Origin of the sequence: Microbacterium sp. LWH13-1.2, from assembly GCF_038397735.1 — a bacterium.
Taxonomy (GTDB): domain Bacteria; phylum Actinomycetota; class Actinomycetes; order Actinomycetales; family Microbacteriaceae; genus Microbacterium.
Map to the genome: position 1 here is coordinate 1,849,248 of NZ_CP151635.1, position 19,940 is coordinate 1,869,187.

The window sequence follows — 19,940 nt, forward strand, 5'->3', positions numbered from 1 at the left end:
CTCCAGGCGCGGCGGGGCGCCGTCTATTCGAACTTGGGAAGCAGTGCGTCCATCGGTGTGGAGGACGGCATCACGCGGTAGGTCTTCATGGTCTGGGTCATGGCCTTCTGGAAGGCCGACGCGGTAGCAGCAGACGATGTAACTCTAGTCGGCTCGTCGAGAGTCACCACGACGACGTACTGCGGGTCATCGACCGGAGCGAAGCCCACCATGCTCGTGTAGTACACGCCGGCCTTGTATCCGCCGTTGCCGTCCGGGATCTGTGCGGTACCCGTCTTGCTGGTCACGCGATAGCCGGGAACCTGGATGCGCTCGGCGTTGCCGCCCTGGACGGCGACGTTCTCGAGCATCCGCGTCAGGTCGGCGGCGGTCTCGGGCTTGATGATCTGATCGTGTGCCGGAGCCTCGGGAGCGATCACCTCGCCGTCGGGCGTCGTGCAGGACTCGATCAGCGACAGGCCGATCTTCTCCCCGCCGTTCGCGATGGCCTGGTAGGCCCCGGCGAGCTGCGGGGCCGTGACGGTGAAGTACTGACCGAACGTGGTCGTGTACAGCGACTGGTTGTCCCACTCGCTCGTCGGGTGCAGCAGACCGCCCGCCTCGTCGGGGAAGTCGACAGTCCTCGTGCCGACGCCGAAGCGCTGCAGGTAGTCGTATCGAACATCGGGGCTCACCATGGTGCCGAACTTCGACAGCGCCACGTTCGAGGAGTCGATGAGCGCGCCGGCGAGGGTGTACTGGAACGTCGGGTGCACGAATGCGTCGTTGATCACGGCGCCGTTGTCGAACTTCTCCTTCGACGATGCCGACACCGTGGGGCTCGTCATCGTCACGCCGGCGTTCTCCATGATCGCCGCGGCGGTGACCGCCTTGAACGTGGAGCCGGGCTCGAACGGGTAGGTGAAGAGCTTGCTGCCCCACGTGTCGGACGACGATGCGTCCAGGTCATTGGGGTCCATGGTCGGCCACTCCGCAGCCGCCCGGATCTTGCCGGTGGCGACCTCGACGACCGTCACCGTGCCGCCCTTCGCGCCCTGTGTCTGCGCCTCCTCGGCGATCATCTGCTGCATGTACCACTGCAGGTCGCTGTTGATCGTCAGCTGTACGGCACCGCCGTCGACGGCGTCGACTCTGCTCTCGCTGCCGGGGATGACCACACCGTTCTTGCCCGTGCGGTACGACTCCTCACCGTCCGTCGGTGCGAGGCACTTCTCGTCCATCTTCTCGATGCCGGCCTGCGCGGTACCCGCTCCGTCGAGGAATCCGAGGAGGTTTCCGGCGACCGCGCCGTTCGGGTAGACCCGCACCTCGCGCGGCTTCATCGTGAGGTACGACGAGACCTTGAGATCGCGCAGCTCGATGTACTTCTCGGTGCTGAGCCCCTTCACGAGCGGAAAGTACTGGGAGTCGGGGTTCGCTGCCAGCGCTGCGGCGACGTCGGCGCGGAGCTTCTCGGCGTCCAGCCCCATGATCTCGGCGATGCGGGTAGACGCTTCGGCCCACGGAAGCGCCGGCGGGTTCTTCTCGTCCTCTTCGAGGAGTCGGATCACCTGAGGGCTCAGCTGCGCGTCGTAGACGTTGACGCTCTCGGCAAGCACCGCACCGTCTGCATCGGTGATGGGTCCGCGTTGTCCGGGGATGGCCGTGCCCTTGGAGATGAACTCCAGCGACTGAGCGACGTGCTCGTCTGCCTTGACCACTTGGATGTCCACCAGGCGCACGACGAACGCCGCGAGGATCGACAGGATCACCGCCAGCGCGACGACCGTGCGTCGCCGGGGCGTCCGGGTGGCTCGTGTCGTCATGGACTCTCTCCGTCAGGTCGTGATGGTCGGTGGATCCGGCTAGCGGGTGCTGGGGCTCGGAAGCCCGTCGGTGATGGCCGGCGGCAGCTCCTGGGCTGATTGTCCTGCCGTGCCTTCCGGCGTGGCGTCCGGCGTGGCGTCGTCCTCCGTCGAGGCGTTCACCGGCACGTCGTTCAGCAGGGCGTTGCTCACCGCACCGGCGCCGTTCGGATCGATGGTGGATGCTCCGACCGCGCCTGTTCCCTGGCCGAACACCGCACCGTCGCTGAGTCGCAGGTAGGCCGGCGAGCCGGCGACCACCATGCCGAGCGCGGCAGCTCCGGTCGCGAGAGACTGCGGCGAGCTCAGACCGGTCAGGTCCTCCTGCAGCGCGTTCGTGCGGAGGTCCAGCTCGTGCTGCTCGGACGAGAGACTCGCCAGCGTGAACGAGTCCTGGGTGATCGCGAGCGACAGCCCGATCTGCACGGCTCCGATCGCGAGCGCACCCGCGACGGCGATGAGCGCGTAGGCGAGCTTCGGCTTGCGGCGGACCGGTGTGCCCGTGACGGGCTCGAGGCGGCGACGCGGCGCGCGTGTCGGCGCTTCCGGCAGCGATCGAGGCCGGGGTGCCAGCGCATTCAGGCTCATGAGGTCTCCCGCACCTTCTCTGCCGCACGCAGTCGAACCGGGATCGCTCGGGGGTTCCGGGCGCGCTCGTCGTCATCGGCGAGCTCGGCACCCTTGGTGATGATGCGGAAGCGGGGCGCGTGCTCCGGCAGCTCGACGGGCAGGCCCCGCGGAGTGGTCGATGCGGCGCCTGCAGCGAACGCCTGCTTCACGAGTCGGTCCTCGAGCGACTGGTACGACATCACGACGATGCGCCCGCCGACCGCAAGTGCGTCCATGGCCGAGGGGATCGCGTCGGCGAGCACGTTGAGCTCGGCGTTCACCTCGATGCGCAGGGCCTGGAAGACTCGCTTGGCCGGGTGCCCTGCCCGCTGAGCCGCAGCAGGAGTGGCGGCCTGAAGGATCTCGACGAGTTCTCCCGAACGGGTGATCGGCTGCTTCTCGCGTGCGGCGATGATGAACCGGGCATAGCGGCCGGCCAGCTTCTCCTCGCCGTACCGCTCGAAGATGCGACGGAGGTTTCCCTCGCTGTAGGTCGCGATGACCTCTGCCGCGGTGACGCCCTTCGTCTGATCCATCCGCATGTCCAGCGGGGCATCCTTCGAATAGGCGAAGCCCCGGTCGGCTTCGTCGAGCTGCAGGGACGAGACGCCGAGGTCGAAGAGGATGCCGGCTGCGCCCTGGGCGTGGAGCCCGATCTCGTCGTACACCGTGTGCACGAGCGTGACCCGGTCCTTGAAGCGGGCGAGCCGCTCCCCCGCGATGCGCAGCGCGTCGGTGTCACGGTCGAGACCCACCAGACGGATGTTCGGGAAGCGCTCGAGCAGAGCCTCGGAGTGACCTCCCATGCCGAGAGTGGCATCGACGAGCACCGCTCCGTCGGCCTGCAGGGCGGGAGCGAGCAGCTCGACGCAGCGATCGAGCAGTACGGGGGTGTGGATGTCGCGGAGGTTCATGATCTTTCTCGGGTGACCTCTGTGTGTCGGAGACCAGGGCCCTGATCCCCCTCCGCTTCTCGACCCGGCACCGGGGAAGTGTGTCGGGGCAGGAGCGGCGGGGCATCACAGCCGTGGTCAGAACAGTCCCGGAATCACCTCCTGCTCGAGATCGGAGTAGGTCTCCTCGCCGGCTGCGAGGTAGGAGTTCCAGCTCTCGGCATCCCAGATCTCGGCGTGGGCGCCGACACCGGTGACGATGAGTTCCTTCTGCAGGCCCGCGTACTGACGAAGGTGCACGGGGATGGTGATGCGGTTCTGGCTGTCTGGCATCTCCGCACTCGCACCGGAGAGGAACAGGCGCATGAAGTCACGTGCCTGCTTGTTCGCGAGCGGCGCCTGACGGATCCGCTCGTGCATCGCCTCGAATTCGGCCGTGCTGAAGACGTAGAGGCAGCGTTCCTGCCCTCGTGTGACGACGATGCCGCCACCGAGGTCTTCGCGGAACTTCGCGGGAAGGATGACCCGTCCCTTGTCGTCCAACTTCGGAGAATGCGTTCCCAGCAACATCAGCCATCACCCCCTCTGCGTCCGGCCAACTCGAGGTGCGCCCCACTTTACTCCACTTTCCTCCACAAACCTACGGTCAATCCACGGCTTGAAGGCCTGAGCGGGTGCAGGCACGCCGAAGATCCGCGTGATTACGCGGTCGAGAGAGGTGGAGGACGGGTGGAGGGAGGTGGAGCACCAGGTGCGGACAGAGCTCGCTCGGAGCGCATCGCCCGCCCTCACCCTGCATCGGGCCGGAAAACGACGAAGGCCCGGATGCTCAGAGCATCCGGGCCTTCGAGGAAGAAGAGATGTGGGTCACTGACCGTCTTGGCGGCGATCCCAGCGGTCGTTCATGCGATCCATGAAGGATGCCGAGCTCTTCTGCTTGGGCGCCCGCTCACGGGGGACTGCAGAGAGTGGACGACGAACGGGAGTGACGGCGAGCATGACGCCGCCAAGCATCGCGGCGAACCCGATGACGCCGACCACGACACCCCAGACATCGCCGAGCACGACACCGACGATCAGTCCACCGACACCCGCGAGGAGCAGCAAGGCTCCGTACACGAGATTGCGGTAGCTGAGTGCGCGGTCACCTGACGGCGCACTCACGACATCGGCGTCGTTGTGGAGGAGATGGCGTTCCATCTCGTCGAGCAGACGCTGCTCCTGTTCGGAGAGTGGCATTTCGTCCCCCTCGGGTATCGTCCATCCATTCTACGCGCGGTATGTCGGTCGGGGCTAGCCGCACGGCCCCCGTTTGGCTTTACGTATGCTGGGAGTCGTGCCGTCCCCCACACTCGTCTCCGACGCCGTCGCCGCCCGCCTGCGGCTCTTCCTCGACCGGATGAGGGAGGAGTCGATCGACTACGGGCCGGACGCCATGGGCCTGCTCGACTCGGCGGCCGACACCCTCGTCGGAGGCAAGCGCCTGCGCGCCCGCTTCTGCCATGCCGGATGGCAGGCGGTCGCCCGCTTCAGGGATCGGCATGCCCAGCAGCCGACCGCTCTCTGGGACGTCTGCGCGGCTCTGGAGATCTTCCAGTCGGCTGCCCTCGTGCACGACGACCTGATCGACAACTCCGATACGCGCCGTGGTCGTCCCGCGGCGCACCGAGCGCTCGAATCGACGCACCGTGAGGCCGGGTGGGTCGGTGACGCGGCGGCGTTCGGCCGATCTTCGGCGATCCTCCTCGGCGACCTGCTCGTGGCCTGGAGCGACGATCTGCTCGAGGATGCGATCGATCCGCTGCCCCACGCCGCAGCCGTGCGCCGTGAATACGGTCGCATGCGCCGAGACGTCACAGTGGGTCAGTTCCTCGACATCGCCGAGGAGTCCGCCTGGAGCGTGCACGCGACCGACTCCCATGTCGAGCGCGCTCTCCGCGTCATCTCGCTGAAGTCCGCGCGCTACAGCATCGAGCAGCCCCTGGTCCTCGGCGCGGCGATCGCGGGCGGTGCCGAGGATCAACTCGACGCCCTGCGCCGGTTCGGTCACCCGGTGGGCATGGCGTTCCAGTTGCGCGACGACCTTCTGGGGGTCTACGGGGATGCCGCGGTGACGGGAAAGCCGACAGGCGACGACCTGCGCGAGGGCAAGCGCACGGTTCTGGTCGCGCTCACCAGGGAGACCCTCGACACGTCGGCGCGCAACCTGTTCGATGAGATGCTCGGCGACCCTGACCTCACAGCCGAGCAGGTAGCGTTCCTCCAGGCGACCATCTCGGGTTCCGGGGCGCTCGATCGTGTCGAACGCATGATCGACGTCTTTGCGAAGGATGCCGACCGCGCGCTCTCAGGCGCGCGTCTCGACAACGCGGCTGTGGGCGACCTGCGCGATCTCGCGCGTGCGGCCACCGTCCGGTCAGCCTGAACACGGCTCCAATCAGGCTCGCAGGTCCGATCAGGCTCGCAGGTTCAGGCGAGCGTGCGGGCGACGCGGCGGACCGCACTCTTGTGGCCCGCGAGGAGCGCGTCGATCGGCGAACGACCCAGCTCCTCCTCGGGGGCGAGCAGCCAGTCGATGACCTCGTCGTCGCTGAACCCGGCATCCTGCAGCACGATGATCGTTCCGCGCAGCGAGGACAGCGGCTGGCCGTCGACGATGAACACCGAGGGGACCGCGAAGACGCCGGAGCGACGCGACCCGATCAGGTAGTGCTCGTCGATGAGTCGACGCACACGGCCCAGCGCCTCGTCGAGGACCTCGACGAGATCGGGCATCGTCAGCCACTCGGTGGCGGTGACGCCGGGAGCGGTCACGCTGTTCTCGGACGCGGTCTCGGACTGCGAGGTTTCAGACGGCTTGCTTTCAGACGGAACAGACACGTTGCCACTATCTCATCTCTTCGCGGTCGCCGCATTTCTCGCGGCCCATCGAGTCACTTTCGTCCCATGCGTCACAGTGGTATCTCCCGTCACTTCTGTTGACTTCCGTATACATACGTGTCAGCGTGGGCAGACGCCGAACAAGGGAGACCACCTTGAGAACGCATGCTGTCGCGCGCCGAACGCGCTATCTCCAGCTCGGAGTACCCGCCGCGGTGCTGGGTACCCTGTCTGGCGCGATCGCGGTCGTGCCCGCGTCCGCAGACGCCGTCACGCCGCCCATCGAGCGGCTCCAGTCGAGTGCCACTCAGGTCAAGACGGCTGAGGCGCCCCCCGCTGCATACACCGTGCAGCCCGGCGACACGATCTCGTCGATCGCGAACCGCTTCGGTCTTCGCACGGTCGATGTGCTCACGTGGAACGCTCTCACCTGGCGATCCGTCATCTACCCGGGGCAGACGCTGTCGCTCTCCGGGGCATCCGCGCCCGTGGCTCCCGCCGCTCCCCCGGCTCAGGCTCCCGCGACGGCGACCCATGTGGTCGCCGCGGGCGACACGGTGTTCGGCATCGCGCAACGGTACGGCACGAGCGTCGACGCCGTGCTGGCGGCGAACGGGCTCACCCGCGCATCCGTCATCTACCCCGGTCAGCAGCTCGCGCTCTCGGGAACGCCTGCGCCTGCGGCCGTCGCCCCCGCGGCCCCCGCATCCGCCCCCGTAGCCACGGGCGGACAGACGCATGCGGTCGTCGCGGGCGACACGCTCTTCGGTATCGCCCAGCGATACGGCACGTCCGTGGCGCAGCTCTACGCGATGAACGGTCTGAGTTCGGGCTCGATCATCTATCCCGGGCAGAGCATCGTCGTCGCCGCAGCCGCCGCGGTCGCCGCACCGGCACCGGCGCCCGCCGCTGCGACCGCGCCACCCGGCCAGCTGTTCGCGAATCTCGACGCGGAGCAGGCCGCGAACGCCCACCTGATCATCAGCGTCGGGCGGAATCTCGGAGTCTCCGATCGCGGGATCGCCATCGCCCTCGCGACCGCGATGGTCGAATCCAGCCTGCGGAACCTCTCATGGGGAGACCGCGATTCGCTGGGACTGTTCCAGCAACGACCGAGCATGGGCTGGGGAACACCGGAGCAGGCGATCGACGCCGACCGAAGCACCCGCGTGTTCTTCGGCGGCGCATCGGACCCCAACGGGCAGGGCTCCCGGGGTCTCCTCGACATCACCGGCTGGGAGGGCATGCGATTCACGGATGCCGCGCAGGCGGTGCAGATCTCGGCCTATCCTGAGCGCTACGGCCAGTGGGAGACCCAGGCATACCAGTGGCTCGGCCTTCACGGGTGACCCTCTTCCGGGCAAACCCGCAGGGTCCAGGGGCGAGCCGCTCCCCAAGCTTTCAGGCAGTTCTCCATAGAATCTTGACGTGACGACCAATCAGCAGGCCGACCCCCTCATCGGGCGGCTTGTCGACGGTCGGTATCGGGTACGCGCCCGCATCGCACGCGGCGGCATGGCCACCGTGTACGTGGCCACGGATCTCCGGCTCGAGCGACGCATCGCCCTGAAGGTCATGCACGCGCACCTGAGCGACGACTCGGCCTTCCAGAGTCGTTTCATCCAGGAAGCCCGTGCGGCCGCTCGACTGGCCGACCCGCACGTCGTGAACGTGTTCGACCAGGGTCAGGACGGCGAACTCGCCTACCTGGTGATGGAGTACCTCCCGGGTATCACGCTGCGCGAACTCCTGCGCGAGCAGAAGCGCCTCACGATCCCCCAGACCATCACGATCATGGATGCTGTGCTCGCCGGACTCTCCGCCGCGCATCGCGCCGGGATCGTCCACCGCGACGTCAAGCCCGAGAACGTGCTGCTCGCCGAGGACGGACGCATCAAGATCGGCGACTTCGGGCTCGCGCGCGCGACGACCGCGAACACCGCCACCGGACAGCAGCTTCTCGGGACGATCGCCTACCTCGCCCCCGAACTCGTGACCCGCGGCACCGCGGATGCCCGCAGCGACATCTACGCACTCGGCATCATGCTCTACGAGATGCTCGTCGGCGAGCAGCCCTACAAGGGCGAGCAGCCCATGCAGATCGCCTTCCAGCATGCGACCGAATCCGTGCCGCGCCCGAGTGTGCGCAACCCCGGGGTTCCCGAGCAGCTCGACGAGCTCGTGCTGTGGGCGACCGAGAAGTCGCCGGACGAACGCCCGGACGACGCCGGGCAGATGCTCGAGCGTCTGCGCGAGATCGAGCGAGGCCTCGGCATAGCCCCCGCTGTCGCTGCGGCGACCACCTCGCAGCGCTCTCAGGCCGATTCGGCCGACCTTACGAAGGTCATGCCGAGCACGATGGTGATCGCCGACCCGACGGCTCCGGTTCCGGAAGCCGTCGACAACGCGACCCTCCTGCGTCGCCGATCGTCGAGACGTCGCGCACGCGGAGCGTTCCTGCTGACCTTCGTCCTGCTCCTCGCCACCGTCGCCGGCGGCGTCGGCTGGTGGTTCGGCTCCGGGCCGGGCTCCCTCGTGGCTGTGCCGGGGGTGGCGGGGCTCTCGTACGAGGCCGCGGCCGACGCGCTGACCGCCGAAGGATTCGTTCCTGTCCGTGGCGAGGAGAACTCCATCGATGTGGCGCGAGATCAGGCGATCCGCACCGATCCCGATGAAGGCGAGCGACTCGACAAGGGCACCGAGGTCACTGTCTACATCTCCGTCGGCCCCGCTTCGCATACGGCGGAGGCTCTCAACGGCAAGACCGAGCAGGAGGCCCGTGACTACCTGTCGGGCATCAAGGTCAACACGACCGAGACGTCTCTGGTGCTGTTCTCCGATGCCGATGCCGGGCGGGTGATCAACGCCTTCGTCACCCCGCGCGACGGCGGCGAGGTCTATCCCTGCGCCGAGGGCTGCGAGCTGCTCGAAGACGACACGGTCGAGCTCTATGTCTCGGCTGGAGCCTTCCCCGACGTGTCCGGGATGTCGGTCGACCAGGCGACGAACACCCTCACCGAGAAGCAGCTCCTGGTCGCGGGCGACGTCCAGTCCGTCTTCAGCGAGTCGGTCGCGAAGGACCTCGTGATCGGAGTCGCCGATCGCGCCGAAGAGGGCAACTGGCGCCCCGGCGACACTGTCCAGCTCATCGTCTCGAAGGGGCCGGAGCTGTTCCCGGTTCCGGACGTCTCGGGCAAGACCCTCGTCGAAGCCAAGGGCATTCTCGAGAACGCCGGCTTCACCTCCAGCTACGCCGCATGGGGCGACCTCCCCGGATTCGCCGACCTGGCACGCGTCACCGCCCAAGATCCAGGAGCCGACAAGCAGCTCCCCCGCGGCGGCAACGTCAAGCTCTCGATCCAGCTCAGCGGCTGATCCGGGTCGCGCGAGCGACCCCGGAACCACGAACCGCCCTCCCCGAGATCGGGAAGGGCGGTTCGTCTTTTCAGTTATGCGGGATCAGCGCTTCTCGAGCTCTTCAGCCACGAGGAAGGCCAGTTCCAGCGACTGCATGTGGTTCAGACGCGGGTCGCAGAGGCTCTCGTAGCGAGTCGCGAGCGCTGCCTCGTCGATGTGCTCGGATCCGCCGAGGCACTCCGTGACGTCGTCACCGGTGAGCTCGACGTGGATGCCCCCGGGGAACGTGCCCGCGGCGCGGTGCGCCTCGAAGAAGCCGCGCACCTCGTCGACGACGTCGTCGAAGCGACGCGTCTTGTACCCCGTGGGAGTCGTGATGCCGTTGCCGTGCATCGGGTCGGTGACCCACAGCGGCTGCGCGCCCGAGTCGCGGACGGCCTCGAGCAGCGGTGGCAGAGCATCGCGGATCTTGCCCGCTCCCATGCGCGTGATGAAGGTCAGTCGTCCGGGCTCACGGTTCGGGTCGAGCTTGTCGATCAGAGCCAGAGCCGTCTCGGGCGTCGTCGTCGGGCCGAGCTTGACGCCGATGGGGTTGCGGATCTTCGAGAAGTAGTCGATGTGCGCGCCGTCGAGCTCGCGCGTGCGCTCACCGATCCACAGGAAGTGCGCCGAGGTGTTGAACGGCGTGTCCGTGCGGGAGTCGATGCGGGTCATCGGGCGCTCGTAGTCCATCAGCAGACCCTCGTGGCCTGTGAAGAACTCCACGCGGGTGAGCTCGTCGAAGTCGGCGCCGGCCGCCTCCATGAACTTGATGGCCCGATCGATCTCGGCAGCCATGCGCTCGTAGCGCTGGTTCGCCGGGTTCTGGGCGAAGCCCTTGTTCCAGGAGTGCACCTCGCGGAGGTCGGCGAAGCCACCCTGCGTGAAGGCACGGATGAGGTTCAGCGTCGAGGCGGCGGTGTGGTAGCCCTGGAGCAGTCGGGCCGGATCCGGACGACGCGATCCTTCGGTGAAGTCGTAGCCGTTGACGATGTCGCCGCGGTATGCGGGCAGAGTGACGTCGCCTCTGGTCTCGGTGTCGCTCGATCGCGGCTTGGCGAACTGCCCCGCCATACGCCCCATCTTCACGACCGGCATCGATGCCCCATAGGTCAGCACGACAGCCATCTGCAGAACGGTCTTGATCCGGTTGCGGATCTGATCGGCGGTCGCTCCGGCGAAGGTCTCGGCGCAGTCACCGCCCTGGAGCAGGAAGGCCTGTCCGGATGCCGCGCGTGCGAGACGGTCGCGCAGGTTGTCGACCTCGCCGGCGAACACCAGGGGCGGAAGCGTCGAGATCTGTGCGGAGACCTCGGCTACGCGAGCGGCGTCGTGCCACTGAGGCTGCTGCTTGATCGGGAGCGAACGCCACGCATCAAGCGCGTCGATGTGGTGCTGGAGCATGACTCCAGCCTAGTGCTCGGCGCGAACCCGGGATGCCTCAGGGGCGCCGTGTGACGCGCGCCGGGAGACGGTCCTTCACGGTCGAGGCGTAGACGTCGTCGTACTGCTGCTCCCCCAGTCGCTGGAGCGCGACCATGATCTCGTCCGTGACCGACCGCAGGATGTAGCGGTCGTTCTCCATACCCGCGTAACGCGAGAAATCCAGGGGTTCGCCCACGACGATCCCCACGCGTGTGACCCGTGGCACCCTCTGACCGATCGGCATCGCGGTGTCGGTGTCGACCATGATCACCGGGATGACCGGGACCTTCGCTTCCATCGCCATCCGGGCGATGCCGGTGCGGCCTCGATAGAGCCGTCCGTCCGGGCTGCGGGTGCCCTCCGGGTAGATGCCGAGCAGGTCACCTCTCCCGAGCACCTGGAGCCCGGTGTTCAGCGACGCCTCGGAAGCCTTACCTCCCGAGCGGTCGATCGGGATCTGGCCGGTGGCCTTCATGAAGAACTTCGTGGCCCACCCTTTGATCCCCCGCCCGGTGAAGTAGTCGCTCTTCGCGAGGAACGACATGGGGCGATCGATCATGAGCGGCAGGAAGATCGAGTCCGCGAACGAGAGGTGGTTGCTGGCGAGGATCGCCGCGCCGCTCGCCGGGATGTTCGCACGCCCGACCACCCACGGTCGGAAGACGGCCTTGACGACGGGTCCGATCGCGACGTACTTCATGAGCCAGTAGAACATCGAGGTGAAGTCTAGCGCCGTGATGACGAACCGCCAGCGCCCGCTTCCGATCGACCGCGAAAGGCGACTCAGTCTCATCAGATGTGCGACCCGGTGCCATGCCCTAGACTCGTGTGCAACCCAGTGCCCGACCGGTACCGAAGGAGCTGCCGTGGTCCAGTTTGAAGTCCCCGCCGTCGTCCCCGCCGATCCCGAAGCGAACATCGCCGACCTCCTGGCCAAGCGCGTCGAGGCGACTCCGGATCGCCCCCTGTTCGCCGTCCCAGACGGGGACGGCTGGCGCGACATCTCCGCCGCCGACTTCCAGACCGCGGTCATCGCTCTCGCGAAGGGTTTCGTCGCCGCCGGCATCCAGCCCGGCGAGAAGGTGGGCTTCCTCGCCCGCACCACCTACGAGTGGACGCTCGTCGATTTCGCGCTCTTCTACGCGGGTGCCGTGATGGTCCCGATCTACGAGACCAGCTCGCCGTCGCAGATCCAGTGGATCCTCGAGGATTCGGGCGCGATCGCCGTCATGGTCGAATCCCCCGAGCACTTCGCCCGACTCGACGAGGTCCGTGGCGACCTGCCGCTGCTCCGCGAGGTGTGGCAGCTTCACCTCGGCGCCATCGACGCGCTCACGGCGCAGGGGGCTTCCGTGCCGGACGCCGAGATCGAGCGCCTCCGCAACATCGCCGTCGGCTCCGACATCGCCACCCTCATCTACACGTCCGGGTCCACCGGTCGCCCCAAGGGCTGCGTGCTCACGCACAGCAACTTCGTCGAGCTCTCCCGCAACTCCGCCAAGGCGCTGGATGCAGTCGTCCAGACACCCGGTTCCTCGACGCTGCTGTTCATCACGACCGCGCACGTCTTCGCGCGCTTCATCTCGATCCTCAACATCCACGCGGGCGTCCGCACCGGGCATCAGCCCGACACGCGCCAACTGCTGCCGGCGCTCGGCTCCTTCAAGCCGACCTTCCTCCTCGCCGTGCCGCGCGTGTTCGAGAAGGTCTACAACTCGGCGGAACAGAAGGCAGAGGCCGGAGGCAAGGGCAAGATCTTCCGCGCGGCGGCCGACGTCGCCATCCAGCACTCCAAGCTGGTCGAAGAGGGAAAGAGCGTCCCGTTCGGGACCCGGCTCAAGTTCGCGCTGTTCAACAAGCTGGTCTACAGCAAGCTGCGCGAGGCGATGGGCGGCCGGATCGTCTACGCCGTCTCGGGCTCAGCTCCGCTCGGCGCGCGACTCGGTCACTTCTTCCACAGCCTCGGAGTCGTGATCCTCGAGGGCTACGGCCTCACCGAGACCACGGCCCCCGCGACCGTGAACCTCGCCGACAAGTCGAAGATCGGCACCGTCGGCCCCGCTCTTCCCGGCGTCGGGGTACGGCTCGCCGACGACGGCGAGATCGAAGTGCGGGGTATCAACGTGTTCAAGGAGTACTGGAACAACCCCGAGGCCACTGCGGAGGCGTTCAGCGAAGGCGGCTGGTTCCACACCGGCGACATCGGCAGCTTCGACTCCGAGGGCTTCCTCACGATCACCGGTCGCAAGAAGGAGATCATCGTCACGGCGGGCGGCAAGAACGTCGCACCGGCCGCTCTCGAAGACCCGATCCGCGCGAACCCGATCATCGGGCAGGTCGTCGTGGTCGGCGACCAGCGGCCGTTCATCTCGGCGCTCGTCACGCTCGACTCCGAGATGCTGCCGACGTGGCTCGCGAATGCCGGACTCGACAAGGACATGTCCCTCGCGGTCGCGGCGAAGAACGATGCGGTGCGCGCCGAGATCCAGAAGGCGGTGGATGCCGCCAACGCCCGTGTGTCCCGTGCCGAGTCGATCCGCAAGTTCACGATCCTCGACAGCGAATGGACCGAGGCGTCTGGACACCTGACGCCTAAGCTCTCGATCAAGCGGGCCGTGATCATGAGCGACTTCGCCGACGAGATCGCCGCCATCTACGACGAGCCCGTTTCTACGACGAACGTCGCCATCGGCGGCTGAGACGACCCGAGCATATGAGAAGGGCCCCGCTTCGGCGGGGCCCTTCTCATATTCACCGACCGGTCAGAACCAGTCGCTCTCGCGCACCTCGCGCATCGCGCGCTTGCGCGTCTCGGCATCCAGTCGCGTGAGGTACAGCTTGCCGTCGAGGTGATCCGTCTCGTGCTGGAGCGCCTGTGCCAGGAGACCTCCGCCTTCGAGCACCACCGGTTCGCCGTCGAGGTCGATCCCCTCGACCCGGGCCCACGGATGACGCATCGCATCGTGCCAGAGCCCGGGGACGGACAGACATCCCTCACCCGTCGGCACGGGCTCTCCGCGCACCTCGGTCAGGACCGGATTGAGCACATAGCCGATGTCACCGTCGATGTTGTAGCTGAATGCCCGGACGGCGACACCGATCTGGGGGGCGGCGACGCCTGCGCGCCCCGGAACCTCCACGGTGTCGACCAGATCCGTCACCAGGGCGCGCACGCCGTCATCGATGTCGTCGATCGGGCTGCACACGGTACGAAGCACGGGGTCTCCGAAGACCCGGATCTCGCGAACCGCCATCAGGCGCCCTTCGCCCGGATGCCCTCGACGAGCAGCGCGGCGAGCTCGCGCGCGGCCACCCTCGTCTCGGGCTGAAGGTTCGCGAATACGATGGTTCCGCCGCCGGCGATCTGAGCGTCGTAGGGCATCCGCACCACGTTCTTGGCGCGCGTACGGAAGTGCGCCTCGAGTTCGTTGAGGCGCACGAGCGGCGCCCCGGGCGTCGACTGGTTCAGCACCACGACCGCATCGCGCGCCTGCTCGGCATAGCCGTTGCTCTCGAGCCAGGTGAGGGTCTCGGACGCGAGCCGCGCCTCGTCGACGCTGAGCCCCGACACGATCACAAGCTGATCGGCGAGGTCGAGTGTGGCAGACATCACCGAATGGACGATGCCCGTCCCCGTGTCCGTCAGGACCAGCGAGTAGTAGTGGGCAGCGACGCCGGCGACGTCCCGGTAGTCGCGGTCGCTGAATGCCTCGGCGATGCGGGGGTCGGAATCGGAGGCGAGCACGTCGAGTCGGGTCGCATCACGAGCGACGATCGCGGAGATGTCGTGATAGCCCCGCACCTCGTCGTGGATGCGCACGAGATCGCGCACGGTCTTGTTGTGATGAGGGCGCACGACGCGCTCGGCGAGTGTGCCGCGATCGGGATTCGCGTCGACGGCGATGACTCGATCATCACGTGCATCCGCGAGTGCCATGCCGAGCAGCGCTGTGATCGTCGTCTTTCCGACGCCGCCCTTGCGCGACAGCACGGGAATGAATCGAGCACCGCCGACGATCGGAGCGGCGATCCTCGCGCTCAGCGCCTTGCGCTGACGCGCGCGCTTTCCGTCGCCGATGTTGATCCGGCGACCGGAGATCGTATAGAGGAAGTGGCTCCACGCGCCTTCCGGCTCCGGCTTGGTGAGTCGGTGCGGATCGAGCAGCCGATCCGCCGTGAGGAGGTCAGCGCTCTCACGCGACGAGTCGCCGAAGTCGTCCAGTCGCTTCGACGCGAGCTGCACCTCCGCGCGCCCGGCACGGGTGGTCTGTGCGGGGGCCGACGCCTTCTTGGGTTGTTCCACTGGCTGACTCTCCTTCTTGGCGAGTGATGCCGCGGCCGCCGATCGGCGCGGGCCGCGCCCGGCGTCGAGGTCGGCGCGCGCCCTCGCGATGAATGCCGCGGCAGCCGCGGCCTCTTGGGCAACCACGTCAGTGCCCGTGGAGTCAGCGGCGGCAGTCGCCTCGACCGGCGTCGATGCGGGCGAATCGCGCACGGTCGCGCGCTCACGAGTGATCCGGGGTTCGGGCTCGGGCTCAGGCTCAGGCTCAGGCTCAGGCTCAGGCTCAGGCTCAGGCTCGGGTGCAGTCTCTGACTCCGTCTCCTTCGCGGGAGCGGGCTCGGCCAGGGAATCGACAGCAGGATCGGCCTCGGAGATGTCCGAGGCCGACTCAGCCTCGAGATGCGCCTCGCGTGCGACATCGGACGACGGTACGATCGCGACGTCGTCAGCGGGCTCGATCTCCGGCTCAGGCTCAGGCTCGAGCTCGGGCTCGGGCTCGGGCTCGAGCTCGAGCCCGATCTCGGGCTCAGGCTCAGGCTCAGGCTCAGGCTCAGGCTCAGGCTCAGGCTCAGGCTCAGGCTCAGGCTCAGGCTCAGGCTCAGGCTCAGGCTCAGGCTCAGGCTCAGGCTCAGGCTCGATGTCGTCGTCAACGTCGACGTCGACGTTCGGCACAGCCGCCGTGTCTGCTTCAGGCTCGGCCGGGCGACCGGGTCGAGCAGCAACAGCTGGCTCGTCCTCAGCATCAGCATCAGCATCAGCATCAGCATCAGCACCTGTCTCCGCACCCGCAGGTTCCGCGGGAAGCTCGATGATCATCGGAGCAGATCCCAGCACCGGTGGAGATACCTCGGCCGCCTCGATCTCGGCTGCGGCCTTCGCAGCGGCCACGGGCTCGTCGATGATCAGATCAGCGACGACCTCGCCGTCGACGACGCTGTCGTCTTCGAGGTCGTCATCGTCGTCCTTCGGGAGGATGACGCTCACCTGAGCGGTGTTGCCGAGGATGCCGATGCCCGAGGTGTCCAGGGATGCGGCGTCGTCGAGCACCCCTCTGGACTCCTCGTCCGGCGTTTCTGCCACGTTCTTCGGGGTCACGTTGTCGCTCCAAGCTTGTGCGGGCCTCGGGTGCGCTGCGTCGAGCGCGGCCTCGCCCGCACAAGATTAGTGCGCCGGGCTGATGACGACCAAAAGATCTCCTGCTTCGACCTGCTGCGTCGTCCCGATGGCGAGGCGTTCGATCACGCCGTCGACGGAGGCGGTGATGGCCGCTTCCATCTTCATCGCCTCGATGGATGCGACCGGTTCGCCGGCCCGCACCGCGGTGCCGACCTCCACCTTGAGCGTCACGACGCCGGAGAACGGCGCGGCCACGTGCCCCGCGACCGAGGTGTCTGCTTTCTCGATCTCGTGTGTGTCGACGGCCACCGCCCTGTCCCTCACGAAAACCGGTCGCAGCTGACCGTTGAGGGTGGTCATCACTGTGCGCATGCCCTTGTCGTCCGCGTCGCCGATGGCCTCGAGGCCGACGAACAGCTGCACTCCGCGGTCGATCTCGACCAGGTGCTCCTGCCCCTGCACGAGTCCGTAGAGGTAGTCGCTGGTGTCGAGCACCGAGAGATCGCCGAACTGCTCCCTCATCTGAGTGAATTCGCGCATCGGAGCCGGGAACAGCAGGGTGTTCAGACGAGAGCGACGGCTTTCACTGTCACCCGCGAGCGCCGCTTCGTCGTCCGCCGAGATCTCGGTGAGTCCGGTGCGCACCGACCGACCGGCCAGCACCTTGGTGCGGAAGGGCTCCGGCCAGCCGCCGGGGAGGTCTCCGAGCTCGCCGGCCATGAATCCGACGACGGAATCCGGCACGTCGTACTTCTCGGGGTTCGCCTCGAAGTCTGCGGGGTCGGCTTTGACCGCCGCGAGGTGCAGCGCCAGGTCCCCGACGACCTTCGACGACGGCGTCACCTTGGGAACACGTCCGAGGATGCGGTCCGCGGCGGCGTACATGTCCTCGATGAGCTCGAAGTCGTCTGCGAGGCCCAGCGCCTTCGCCTGCTGCCGGAGGTTGGAGAGCTGGCCGCCCGGGATCTCGTGGCGGTAGACACGCCCCGTGGGTCCGGGCAGGCCGGACTCGAACGGCGCGTAGACCCGGCGGACGGCCTCCCAGTAAGGTTCGAGATCCGAGACGCTGCCGAGATCGATGCCGCTGTCGCGGTCTGTGTGCGCGAGCGCGGCGACGAGCGACGAGAGCGACGGCTGGCTCGTCGTGCCGGAGAGCGGTGCGGATGCCGCATCCACCGCATCCACGCCCGCGGCGCTGGCGGCCAGAAGAGTCGCGAGCTGTCCGCCAGGGGTGTCGTGCGTGTGGAGGTGGACGGGAAGGTCGAACCGCTCGCGCAGGGCCGTGACGAGCTTCGCGGCCGCGGCGGGGCGCAGCAGCCCTGCCATGTCCTTGATGGCGATGATGTGGGCGCCGGCCGCGACGATCTGCTCGGCGAGGCGCAGGTAGTAGTCGAGCGTGTAGAGGTCCTCGGCCGGGTTGAGCAGGTCGCCCGTGTAGCAGAGCGCCACCTCGGCGACCGCCGTACCGGTGTTGCGGACGGCCTCGATCGCCGGGCGCATCTGCTCGACGTCGTTCAGCGCGTCGAAGATCCGGAAGATGTCGACGCCGCTGGCTGCCGCCTCCTGCACGAATGCCTCCGTCACGGCTGTCGGGTACGGCGTGTACCCCACAGTGTTGCGTCCCCGGAGCAGCATCTGGATCGCGATGTTCGGCAGTGCCGCGCGGAGCTTGTCGAGGCGCTCCCACGGGTCTTCCCCGAGGAACCGCAGCGCGACATCGTAGGTTGCTCCGCCCCAGGCCTCGACCGAGAGCAGTCCGGGCGTCATCCTGGCGATGTGCGGGGCGACGGCGACGAGGTCCCGCGTGCGCACTCGTGTGGCGAGCAGCGACTGGTGCGCATCCCGGAACGTCGTGTCGGTGATGGCGAGAGCGCTCTGCTCGCGCAGGCTTCTCGCGAATCCCTCGGGGCCGAGTTCGAGGAGCCGCTGGCGCGACCCCGCGGCCGGCTCGACCGAGAGGTCGATCGCCGGCAGCTTGGTCCGCGGGTCGAGCGGCCCCGGGTGCGTGCCATGCGGCTTGTTGACCGTGACATCGACCAGCCAGCTGAGGATCCTCGTGCCGCGGTCCTTCGACTCGCGACCTCGGAGCAGATCGGGGCGCTCGTCGATGAACGAGGTGCTCACATCGCCGGCGATGAACGCGTCATCGTCCAGCAGCGCCTGCAGGAAGGGGATGTTCGTCGAGACGCCGCGGATGCGGAACTCCGCCAGCGCACGCCGCGCACGGGCGACGGCCGCCGGGAAGTCGCGACCGCGACAGGTCAGCTTCGCCAGCATCGAGTCGAAGTGCGGGCTGATCTGCGCGCCCTGGTGGACGGTGCCGCCGTCGAGGCGGATTCCGGCTCCACCGGGCGAGCGGTAGGTCGTGATCTTCCCTGTGTCGGGTCGGAACCCCTGCGTAGGGTCCTCGGTCGTGATGCGGCATTGCAGAGCAGCGCCCCGCACGTGCAGGTTCTTCTGTTCGAGTCCCAGCTCGGCGAGCGTCTGACCGGCGGCGATGCGCATCTGGCTCTGCACGAGGTCGACGTCGGTGACCTCTTCCGTGACCGTGTGCTCGACCTGGATGCGTGGATTCATCTCGATGAAGACGACCTCGCCGGTGCGCTCCCCCGCCGTCTCCAGAAGGAACTCCACAGTCCCGGCATTCTCATATCCGATCGAGCGGGCGAATGCGACGGCGTAGCCGTGCAGTGCCGTGCGGATGCTGTCGTCGAGGTTCGGGGCCGGTGCGATCTCGACCACCTTCTGGTGGCGACGCTGCACCGAGCAGTCGCGCTCGAACAGATGGACGGTCTCACCGGACTTGTCGGCGAGGATCTGCACCTCGATGTGGCGAGGACGCAGCACGGCCTGCTCGAGGAACATCCGCGGATCCCCGAAGGCGCTCTCGGCCTCGCGCATCGCCTCGGCGAGTGCGGGGGCGAGCTCCGCGGCCGACTCGACCCGACGCATGCCGCGGCCGCCACCGCCGGCGACGGCCTTTGCGAACAGAGGGAACCCGATCTCTGCCGCCTGAGCCACGAGCGCCTCGACGTCGTCGGATGCCTCGGTCGACCGGAGCACGGGGACACCGGCCTCGATCGCATGGCGTTTGGCCTCGACCTTGTTTCCCGCCATCTCGAGCACCTTCGCCGGCGGGCCGATGAAGGTGATGCCGTTCGCGGCTGCCTTCTCCGCCAGCTCCGGGTTCTCTGAGAGGAACCCGTAACCCGGGTAGATCGCGTCCGCCCCCGCATCCTTCGCGACGCGGATGATCTCGTCGACATCGAGGTACGCGCGGACCGGATGGCCCCGCTCGCCGATCTCGTACGCCTCATCGGCCTTGAGCCGATGGACCGACCCGCGGTCTTCATGAGGGAAGACGGCGACGGTCCTGGCTCCGACCTCGAATGCCGCGCGGAAGGCACGGATCGCGATCTCGCCGCGGTTCGCCACAAGGATCTTCTGGAACATGCACACCTCTGGGGGCTCGATGCACGCCTGAATCGTCGCGCA

Annotated in this window: 15 protein-coding genes; 4 read left to right on the forward strand and 11 right to left on the reverse strand. The window is 67.6% G+C overall.

What is annotated here, in order from left to right; translation table 11 throughout:
* Positions 1-23: 23 nt before the first annotated feature.
* From MRBLWH13_RS08760 to MRBLWH13_RS08780, 5 genes are all read right to left on the reverse strand, one after another.
* Positions 24-1,805, reverse strand: coding sequence for a penicillin-binding protein 2 (locus tag MRBLWH13_RS08760; RefSeq protein WP_341958150.1), 1,782 nt, complete (start codon positions 1,803-1,805; stop codon positions 24-26).
* A 39-nt stretch (positions 1,806-1,844) separates the two neighbouring features.
* Entirely contained in the window at positions 1,845-2,432 is a 588-nt protein-coding gene (locus MRBLWH13_RS08765) for a hypothetical protein (RefSeq protein ID WP_341958152.1), read from the reverse strand.
* Positions 2,429-3,367 carry a 16S rRNA (cytosine(1402)-N(4))-methyltransferase RsmH gene (rsmH, locus tag MRBLWH13_RS08770; protein WP_056516463.1) on the reverse strand — a complete coding sequence of 313 codons (939 nt, stop codon included), beginning with the start codon at positions 3,365-3,367 and terminating at the stop codon, positions 2,429-2,431. The genes MRBLWH13_RS08765 and rsmH overlap by 4 nt, the downstream gene beginning before the upstream one ends.
* 117 nt (positions 3,368-3,484) lie before the next feature.
* Entirely contained in the window at positions 3,485-3,916 is a 432-nt protein-coding gene (gene mraZ, locus MRBLWH13_RS08775; RefSeq protein WP_311259213.1) for a division/cell wall cluster transcriptional repressor MraZ, read from the reverse strand.
* A gap of 297 nt (positions 3,917-4,213) precedes the next feature.
* Complete coding sequence (locus tag MRBLWH13_RS08780) at positions 4,214-4,585, reverse strand: DUF3040 domain-containing protein (RefSeq protein WP_056306969.1); 372 nt, start codon at positions 4,583-4,585, stop codon at positions 4,214-4,216.
* 97 nt (positions 4,586-4,682) lie between these two features.
* On the opposite strand from MRBLWH13_RS08780, the gene MRBLWH13_RS08785 reads away from it, so the two are divergent.
* Positions 4,683-5,771 (forward strand): polyprenyl synthetase family protein, encoded by a 1,089-nt coding sequence (locus MRBLWH13_RS08785; protein ID WP_341958158.1) that lies wholly within the window; start codon positions 4,683-4,685, stop codon positions 5,769-5,771.
* 44 nt (positions 5,772-5,815) lie between these two features.
* Here the strand turns inward: MRBLWH13_RS08785 and MRBLWH13_RS08790 are convergent, their stop codons facing one another.
* On the reverse strand, positions 5,816-6,121 hold the full coding sequence (locus tag MRBLWH13_RS08790; RefSeq protein WP_341958267.1) for an Rv2175c family DNA-binding protein: 306 nt from the start codon (positions 6,119-6,121) through the stop codon (positions 5,816-5,818).
* Positions 6,122-6,381: 260 nt separating this feature from the next.
* On the opposite strand from MRBLWH13_RS08790, the gene MRBLWH13_RS08795 reads away from it, so the two are divergent.
* Positions 6,382-7,575 (forward strand): LysM peptidoglycan-binding domain-containing protein, encoded by a 1,194-nt coding sequence (locus MRBLWH13_RS08795; RefSeq protein ID WP_341958161.1) that lies wholly within the window; start codon positions 6,382-6,384, stop codon positions 7,573-7,575.
* 79 nt (positions 7,576-7,654) lie between these two features.
* Complete coding sequence (gene pknB, locus MRBLWH13_RS08800; protein ID WP_341958163.1) at positions 7,655-9,601, forward strand: Stk1 family PASTA domain-containing Ser/Thr kinase; 1,947 nt, start codon at positions 7,655-7,657, stop codon at positions 9,599-9,601.
* 84 nt (positions 9,602-9,685) lie between these two features.
* On the opposite strand, the gene MRBLWH13_RS08805 is transcribed toward pknB, so the two are convergent.
* On the reverse strand, positions 9,686-11,026 hold the full coding sequence (locus tag MRBLWH13_RS08805; protein ID WP_341958165.1) for a 3-deoxy-7-phosphoheptulonate synthase class II: 1,341 nt from the start codon (positions 11,024-11,026) through the stop codon (positions 9,686-9,688).
* A gap of 37 nt (positions 11,027-11,063) precedes the next feature.
* Complete coding sequence (locus tag MRBLWH13_RS08810) at positions 11,064-11,762, reverse strand: lysophospholipid acyltransferase family protein (RefSeq protein ID WP_341958168.1); 699 nt, start codon at positions 11,760-11,762, stop codon at positions 11,064-11,066.
* A 151-nt stretch (positions 11,763-11,913) separates the two neighbouring features.
* Between MRBLWH13_RS08810 and MRBLWH13_RS08815 the strand changes: the two genes are divergently transcribed.
* Positions 11,914-13,746 (forward strand): long-chain fatty acid--CoA ligase, encoded by a 1,833-nt coding sequence (locus tag MRBLWH13_RS08815; protein ID WP_341958169.1) that lies wholly within the window; start codon positions 11,914-11,916, stop codon positions 13,744-13,746.
* 63 nt (positions 13,747-13,809) lie between these two features.
* Here the strand turns inward: MRBLWH13_RS08815 and MRBLWH13_RS08820 are convergent, their stop codons facing one another.
* The 3 genes from MRBLWH13_RS08820 to MRBLWH13_RS08830 all read right to left on the reverse strand — a co-directional run bounded on the left by MRBLWH13_RS08820 (position 13,810) and on the right by MRBLWH13_RS08830 (position 19,898).
* Positions 13,810-14,301, reverse strand: a complete 492-nt coding sequence (locus MRBLWH13_RS08820; protein WP_341958170.1) for a peptide deformylase — start codon at positions 14,299-14,301, stop codon at positions 13,810-13,812.
* Positions 14,301-16,424 (reverse strand): MinD/ParA family protein, encoded by a 2,124-nt coding sequence (locus MRBLWH13_RS08825; RefSeq protein ID WP_341958171.1) that lies wholly within the window; start codon positions 16,422-16,424, stop codon positions 14,301-14,303. Before MRBLWH13_RS08825 ends, MRBLWH13_RS08820 begins: the two co-directional genes overlap by 1 nt.
* 66 nt (positions 16,425-16,490) lie before the next feature.
* Positions 16,491-19,898 carry a pyruvate carboxylase gene (locus MRBLWH13_RS08830; RefSeq protein WP_341958172.1) on the reverse strand — a complete coding sequence of 1,136 codons (3,408 nt, stop codon included), beginning with the start codon at positions 19,896-19,898 and terminating at the stop codon, positions 16,491-16,493.
* Positions 19,899-19,940 lie beyond the last annotated feature (42 nt).

Bases quoted from the DNA above. Each gene is read 5' to 3' on its own strand.
- MRBLWH13_RS08820 (WP_341958170.1), bottom strand. From the start codon at position 14,301: ATGGCGGTTCGCGAGATCCGGGTCTTCGGAGACCCCGTGCTTCGTACC.
- MRBLWH13_RS08760 (WP_341958150.1), bottom strand. From the start codon at position 1,805: ATGACGACACGAGCCACCCGGACGCCCCGGCGACGCACGGTCGTCGCG.
- MRBLWH13_RS08805 (WP_341958165.1), bottom strand. From the start codon at position 11,026: ATGCTCCAGCACCACATCGACGCGCTTGATGCGTGGCGTTCGCTCCCG.
- MRBLWH13_RS08780 (WP_056306969.1), bottom strand. From the start codon at position 4,585: ATGCCACTCTCCGAACAGGAGCAGCGTCTGCTCGACGAGATGGAACGC.
- MRBLWH13_RS08810 (WP_341958168.1), bottom strand. From the start codon at position 11,762: ATGTTCTACTGGCTCATGAAGTACGTCGCGATCGGACCCGTCGTCAAG.
- mraZ (WP_311259213.1), bottom strand. From the start codon at position 3,916: ATGTTGCTGGGAACGCATTCTCCGAAGTTGGACGACAAGGGACGGGTC.
- MRBLWH13_RS08830 (WP_341958172.1), bottom strand. From the start codon at position 19,898: ATGTTCCAGAAGATCCTTGTGGCGAACCGCGGCGAGATCGCGATCCGT.
- MRBLWH13_RS08790 (WP_341958267.1), bottom strand. From the start codon at position 6,121: ATGCCCGATCTCGTCGAGGTCCTCGACGAGGCGCTGGGCCGTGTGCGT.
- MRBLWH13_RS08765 (WP_341958152.1), bottom strand. From the start codon at position 2,432: ATGAGCCTGAATGCGCTGGCACCCCGGCCTCGATCGCTGCCGGAAGCG.
- rsmH (WP_056516463.1), bottom strand. From the start codon at position 3,367: ATGAACCTCCGCGACATCCACACCCCCGTACTGCTCGATCGCTGCGTC.